The 6,550-nt window shown below is 47.6% G+C and carries 3 protein-coding genes, 1 tRNA gene and 2 rRNA genes; 1 reads left to right on the forward strand and 5 read right to left on the reverse strand.

Annotated features, from left to right (window positions below; genetic code table 11):
* The coding region (gene metH / locus MHN01_RS12760; protein ID WP_370646504.1) for a methionine synthase at window positions 1-3,401 on the reverse strand (3,401 nt) is incomplete at its 3' end.
* A gap of 195 nt (window positions 3,402-3,596) precedes the next feature.
* On the opposite strand from metH, the gene MHN01_RS12765 reads away from it, so the two are divergent.
* Complete coding sequence (locus tag MHN01_RS12765) at window positions 3,597-4,877, forward strand: sodium:proton antiporter (protein WP_239411694.1); 1,281 nt, start codon at window positions 3,597-3,599, stop codon at window positions 4,875-4,877.
* Between the two features lie 69 nt (window positions 4,878-4,946).
* Here the strand turns inward: MHN01_RS12765 and metA are convergent, their stop codons facing one another.
* From metA to rrf (MHN01_RS12785), 4 genes are all read right to left on the reverse strand, one after another.
* Complete coding sequence (gene metA / locus MHN01_RS12770; protein WP_075762433.1) at window positions 4,947-5,888, reverse strand: homoserine O-succinyltransferase; 942 nt, start codon at window positions 5,886-5,888, stop codon at window positions 4,947-4,949.
* A 247-nt stretch (window positions 5,889-6,135) separates the two neighbouring features.
* A 5S ribosomal RNA gene (rrf, locus tag MHN01_RS12775) occupies window positions 6,136-6,251 on the reverse strand.
* An 8-nt stretch (window positions 6,252-6,259) separates the two neighbouring features.
* A tRNA-Thr gene (locus MHN01_RS12780) sits at window positions 6,260-6,335 on the reverse strand.
* Window positions 6,336-6,425: 90 nt separating this feature from the next.
* A 5S ribosomal RNA gene (gene rrf / locus MHN01_RS12785) occupies window positions 6,426-6,541 on the reverse strand.
* Window positions 6,542-6,550 lie beyond the last annotated feature (9 nt).

The raw sequence follows: 6,550 nt of genomic DNA on the forward strand, positions 1-6,550 counted from the left end.
ATACCCTGGTACTTCTCACGGATCAAATCTTCGTTATTCAGATCTTCATCCGCTGCATAACCCCAAATTTCCTTTCGCACCATTTTATGCATGTATTCGGCAAATGCCTCTGCCAAGCGATCAGCAACGGCCTGGATCATAATGGCACTGTAATCATCCCCCTTAGCCTTAAACTGATCCGCGATCTCATATTCACCGATCCCGCCAGTGACCGCAAACGCGCCGATCCAATCCGCCTTTCCGCTTTCTTTCGGGGCAATATAATCCGACAGGCAGTAGTTAGGTCCTTTGGGCTTTTTCGTCTGCTGACGAAGGCCACGCAAAGTCGTCAAGACCTCGGTACGAGACTCATCGGTGTAAACTTCAATATCATCACCAATATTATTGGCAGGGAACAACCCACAGACCCCGTTGGCCTTGATCATGCCGGTCTGCTCGATTTCATCCAGTAGCTTATTGGCATCGTCAAACAGACGCTGCGCTTCTTCGCCAACAACTTCATGTCTCAAAATTGTCGGGTATTTACCGCTGAGCGACCAGGTCATGAAGAAAGGTGTCCAGTCGATATACTCACGCAAAGTAGACACGGGGAAATCTGTGAAGGTATGGATACCGCCTTTCGCCGGTACAGGAGGCTGATAGGCCGCCCAGTCAATATTCACCTTATTGGCACGGGCTTCTTCCAGGGTGACAGGTGCGGTACGCGGCTTTTTGCGAGCATGCTGATCCCTGACTATTTCGTACTCTTTATCCAGACGCTCGACAAATGCAGGACGCTGCTCATCAGAAAGCAGAGCCGAGCAAACGCCGACCGCCCGTGACGCATTCGAGACATAGACAACCGGCGCATGGTAATTCTCTTCAATTTTCACCGCGGTGTGTGCCTTGGAGGTTGTTGCCCCGCCAATCAGCAACGGGAGATCAAAACCCTGGCGTTCCATCTCTTTGGCAACATGTACCATCTCATCCAACGACGGGGTGATCAGGCCGCTCAAACCGATGATATCGACATTTTCTTCCTTGGCTACTTTCAGGATCTTATCGCAAGGGACCATCACGCCAAGGTCGATAATTTCATAGTTATTACATTGCAAAACCACACCGACGATATTCTTACCAATATCGTGTACATCCCCCTTCACGGTTGCCAGTAGGATTTTACCGTTGCTCTGCCCTGCCTGCTTTTCAGCATTAATGTACGGTTCAAGGTAGGCCACAGCCTGCTTCATCACTCGGGCTGACTTCACCACCTGCGGCAGGAACATCTTGCCTTCACCGAACAAGTCGCCAACGACATTCATACCAGCCATCAATGGACCTTCAATCACTTCCAGCGGCTTGCTTGCATTTGCTCTGGCTTCTTCCGTATCCTCAACAATAAACTCGGTAATGCCTTTGACCAGCGCATGCTCCAGTCGCTTCTCGACATCCCAGCCACGCCATTCCTGCGCACTACGGTCATCCTCTACCGTTCCGCTATCACGGTACTTATCCGCAATATCCAGCAATCTTTCGGTACTATCATCACGACGGTTAAGCACAACATCTTCAACAGCTTCTCGAAGCTCATCCGGCAGATCATCATAGATAGCCAACTGACCGGCGTTGACGATCCCCATATCCATGCCGTTCTTGAAACAGTGATACAAGAAAACGGCATGAATGGCCTCCCTCACCGGGTTATTGCCCCGGAACGAGAAAGAGACGTTGGAAACCCCGCCAGAAACCATGGCATGTGGTAGCGTCCGCTTGATATCACCCACAGCCTCAATGAAATCCACCGCGTAGTTGTTATGCTCTTCAATCCCTGTCGCAACAGCGAAAATGTTCGGGTCGAAAATGATATCTTCTGGTGGGAAGCCCACCTCATCGACCAAGACCCGGTAAGCATTGGTACAGATTTCAATTTTCCGCTCGCGGGTATCAGCCTGACCAACCTCATCAAACGCCATGACGATAACTGCAGCACCATAGCGGCGGATCAACTTGGCCTGGGAAACAAACTTGTCTTTCCCTTCCTTGAGCGAAATGGAGTTAACGATGGCTTTACCCTGAACACACTTCAAGCCAGCCTCAATCACTTCCCACTTGGAAGAATCGACCATGATCGGAACTTTCGATATCTCGGGTTCAGTAGCGCACAAATTGAGGAAACGAACCATTGCCGCTTCTGCATCCAGCATCCCTTCGTCCATGTTGATATCGATGATCTGTGCACCGGCTTCGACCTGCTGACGGGCTACTTCCAGCGCTTCATCATAGAGCTCTTCTTTGATCAGCCGCTTAAAACGTGCAGAGCCCGTTACATTGGTTCGCTCACCGACGTTGATAAACAAGGTGTCGGCTTCTATGGTCAACGGTTCAAGACCAGACAACCGGCATGCAACAGGGATATCCGGAAGTTGGCGAGGGGTCACATCACGCGTTACTTCAGCCATCTGTCGGATATGCTCGGGAGTAGTACCACAACAGCCACCGACAAGGTTCAAAAAGCCACTCTGAGCCCACTCTTTAATGTGCTCTGCCATATCTTCCGGGCTCAGATCATATTCACCAAAAGCATTGGGCAAACCAGCATTCGGGTGCGCAGAAACAGCGCATTCAGAAATACGGGATAATTCTTCAACATACTGACGGAGCTCATCTGGTCCCAGAGCACAGTTCAAACCAAAGGAAATCGGCTTAACATGACGGAGCGAGTTATAAAATGCCTCGGTAGTCTGACCGGAGAGTGTCCGTCCGGAGGCATCGGTGATCGTGCCCGAGATCATTACTGGCAATTCAAAGCCAAGTTCTTCAAAAACACTCTCGACAGCAAATGAACAGGCTTTAGCATTCAGGGTATCAAAGATCGTTTCGATCAGAATTAGATCAGAGCCGCCTTCAATCAACGCTCGGGTAGACTCTGAGTAGGCCTCGACCAATTGATCAAAGGTAACATTTCGAAAACCGGGATCGTTAACATCCGGCGAGATAGAACATGTGCGGTTGGTCGGGCCCAGGACACCGGCAACAAAACGCGGCTTATCCGGTGTTTTTGCTGTCCATTCGTCTGCTGCCTGACGGGCAAGGCGTGCAGCCTCAAGGTTGATCTCTGCGCTCAGGCTTTCCATGTCATAGTCAGCCATCGCAATGGTAGTTGCGTTAAAGGTGTTGGTTTCCAGAATATCTGCACCGGCCTCTAAATAAGACAAGTGGATATCTTTGATCAACTGGGGCTGTGTCAGTACCAATAGATCGTTATTGCCTTTGAGATCTGAGTGCCAGTCTGCAAACCGCTCACCACGATAATCCGCTTCTTCCAGCTTGTAGCCCTGGATCATGGTGCCCATACCACCATCAATGATCAGGATCTGCTGTTCTAGTCGCTTCTGTAATAATTCCTTGCCCTTTAACACCACACTACTTCCCTTATCTATTTTTACAGCTGAATAACATCCTACCATAGTCCATATGGAAATCTAGACGTCTAAACTTGTTTTCTCTATCAAAACAAAACCAGAATCTAGGAAAGTTTTCTATAGCTATCGCTGCGTGATGGATTTATATTTTGTCACAATTTAATACTTTACTTTTAACCATATTGAGGTTTATGCATGTCGGTCTATAGCACCCTCTGCTTCCTTGCTGCTGCTGCAATGATCATTGCATTTATAAACAGCAAAATAGGAAAAATGCAAACCACTATCGCCATTACTGCCGGGGCATTGGTATTGTCACTGGGTATCGTTATCGCAGGACAGAGCGGCTGGTTTCATCTAGAAGATATTGCCGCCGAACAGCTTGGCGAAATTAACTTCGAGAGCTTTCTGCTAAAAGGGATCCTGGGCTTTTTACTTTTTGCCGGTGGATTAGGGATTAAACTTCCCAACCTCGAAGATCAAAAATGGGAAATCACAGTGCTTGCCCTGGCAGCAACCCTGTTTTCGACATTCTTCATTGGTTTTTCTCTCTGGGGGATCTGCCAGCTTCTCGGCATTCAGTTTGATCTTATTTACTGCTTAATCTTTGGCTCACTCATATCACCTACCGATCCAATCGCAGTGTTAGCTATTGTGAAAAAGCTCGATGCACCGAGACGCATCTCAACACAAATCGAAGGTGAATCCCTTTTCAATGATGGCTTTGGCCTCGTTATTTTCGTTACCTTGTTCACCATTGCTTTCGGCAATGAGGCGCCAACCGTGCTTGGTGTGGGTCAGCTATTTGTACAGGAGGCTATTGGAGGAATCGTCTATGGCTTTTTACTTGGCTTACTCTTCCATTACCTCATCAGCGCCACCGATGACCACTCTATGGAGCTCCTCCTGACTTTAGGTATTCCCACTGCCGGTTATGTATTTGCTGATGTTATTCATGTTTCAGGACCGCTGGCGATGGTCGTTTCCGGCATCATGATCGGTAACTGGACTCGCTATATTGGTTTTTCCAAAGAGAGTGAGGATCACCTCGACCACTTCTGGGAACTGGTCGATGAGTTCCTCAATGGCGTTCTGTTCCTTCTGATCGGTATGAGCATGCTGCAGTTCAGTTTCCATCAGGAAGACTGGGTGTTGATGGTTATCGCTGTTCCACTGGTACTGTTCAGCCGCTATCTAAGTATCAAGTTTTCGTATATGGGATTCGAGCGCTACCGGCAATACAATCCTCTCTCGGTGAAAATCCTGACCTGGGGCGGATTACGTGGCGGCCTTGCCCTGGCGATGGCAATGGCTATCCCGGCAGGGATTATCGTTATCCCGGAGAAGAACATTGATGTCAGAGAAATCATTTTGGTGATGACCTATGCCGTCGTTGTATTTTCGATTCTCATTCAAGGCTCAACCATTACGCCACTGATCCACAAAGCCAAGCAATGGGAAGCTAATAATCAATAATCTTCTATAAACGATTGCTGTAAGCCTTTAGTCAAAAGACCTGCTGATGCAGGTCTTTTCATTTCCAGATTAATCATCCTTGGTAAAATTGGCTTCCGAGAAATGCTCGAGATCATAAGGCGTCTGCTGGTAGACACAGTAGTTAAGCCAATTAGAAAACAATAGATGCCCATGACTGCGCCAGCTGGCAACCGGAGGGTTGTCAGGGTTATCATCGGGATAATAATTGACAGGTATCGCAGGCTCCATTCCCTCAGCCAGGTCACGAACATACTCATTATGCAGTGTTGATACATCATATTCCGGATGACCCGTCACGAAGACATTACGCTTATCTTTGGTTGCAGCCAGATACACACCAGCCTGATCAGAGGTTGCCAGGATATCAAGATCGGTATGCTCGGCTAAATACTCCGGTGAAAAATCGGCATACCGTGAATGAGGCGCCAGAAAGGAATCATCAAAACCACGAAGAATTGGGTTATGGCAATCATGTGTCCGGTGGAAATAGACCCCTGACAGCTTTTCTTTGCGTGTTCTCTTCGGCAAGTCATACAACAACTTCAAACCAGCCTGTGCCGCCCAGCAAACAAACATAGTCGAAGTGACATGCTCCTTGGCCCAATTCATGATTGTTTGTATTTCTTCCCAATACAACACATCTTCAAATTGAACGAGCCCCAGGGGCGCTCCGGTTACAATCAGGCCATCGTAGTTCCGATCCTTTACCATCTCAAACTGACGATAGAACGTATCTAAGTGCTCAGTTGGCGTATTCTTGGTTGGCCGGTTATCTATTCGCAACAACTCCACATCAACTTGCAGCGGGCTATTTGACAATAACCGTAAGAACTGAGTTTCCGTCTCAATTTTCTTCGGCATCAAATTCAACAATAGCACCTTCAGAGGACGTATTTCCTGGCTAGCGGCACGTGCTTCCGACATCACAAAGATATTCTCACTACGTAAGATATCAGTAGCAGGTAATTGGTCAGGAATTTTTATCGGCATTGGTTTACTCCTTAAACGTTATACCGAACGAAACAACTTACATACCGCCCGCCCTCATAACAAACGTTGGCATCAAGATGTTTAGACGTCCAGATTTCTAAAATAAAATATATAAATTTAGTCTAAGGTGCAAGAGAAAGAGTATTAAAAGAATTGTAGATAATGAAGAGATGATGAGGAAAAGTAATGAAGGGAATTACCGTCCAGAAACGAGAAAACCCAGCCAAAGGCTGGGTTTTGAAAGGGTGTTCAGCAATGACCTACTCTCACATGGGGAGACCCCACACTACCATCGGCGCTACAACGTTTCACTTCTGAGTTCGGCATGGGATCAGGTGGGACCATTGTGCTATTGTCGCTGAACAAATTAGTGGTGCTAGTACCCAGATTTGAACTGGGGACCTCACCCTTACCAAGGGTGCGCTCTACCAACTGAGCTATACCAGCACGCAATTCTGCGTATAAACAAAGTCTTACTAATGCTGCTTTGTTTATTTTTGTTTTCATCTTTTCTAAAAGATGAAAACCTAAATTCAAGCCTGGCGATGTCCTACTCTCACATGGGGAGACCCCACACTACCATCGGCGCTATTACGTTTCACTGCTGAGTTCGGCATGGGATCAGGTGGGTCCATAATGCTATGGTCGCCAAGCAAATTCGT

Source organism: Photobacterium sp. OFAV2-7 (assembly GCF_022347985.1).
Taxonomy (GTDB): Bacteria; Pseudomonadota; Gammaproteobacteria; order Enterobacterales; family Vibrionaceae; genus Photobacterium.

Coding starts and splice junctions, on each gene's coding strand:
- metA (WP_075762433.1), bottom strand. CDS start 5,888: ATGCCGATAAAAATTCCTGACCAATTACCTGCTACTGATATCTTACGT.
- MHN01_RS12765 (WP_239411694.1), top strand. CDS start 3,597: ATGTCGGTCTATAGCACCCTCTGCTTCCTTGCTGCTGCTGCAATGATC.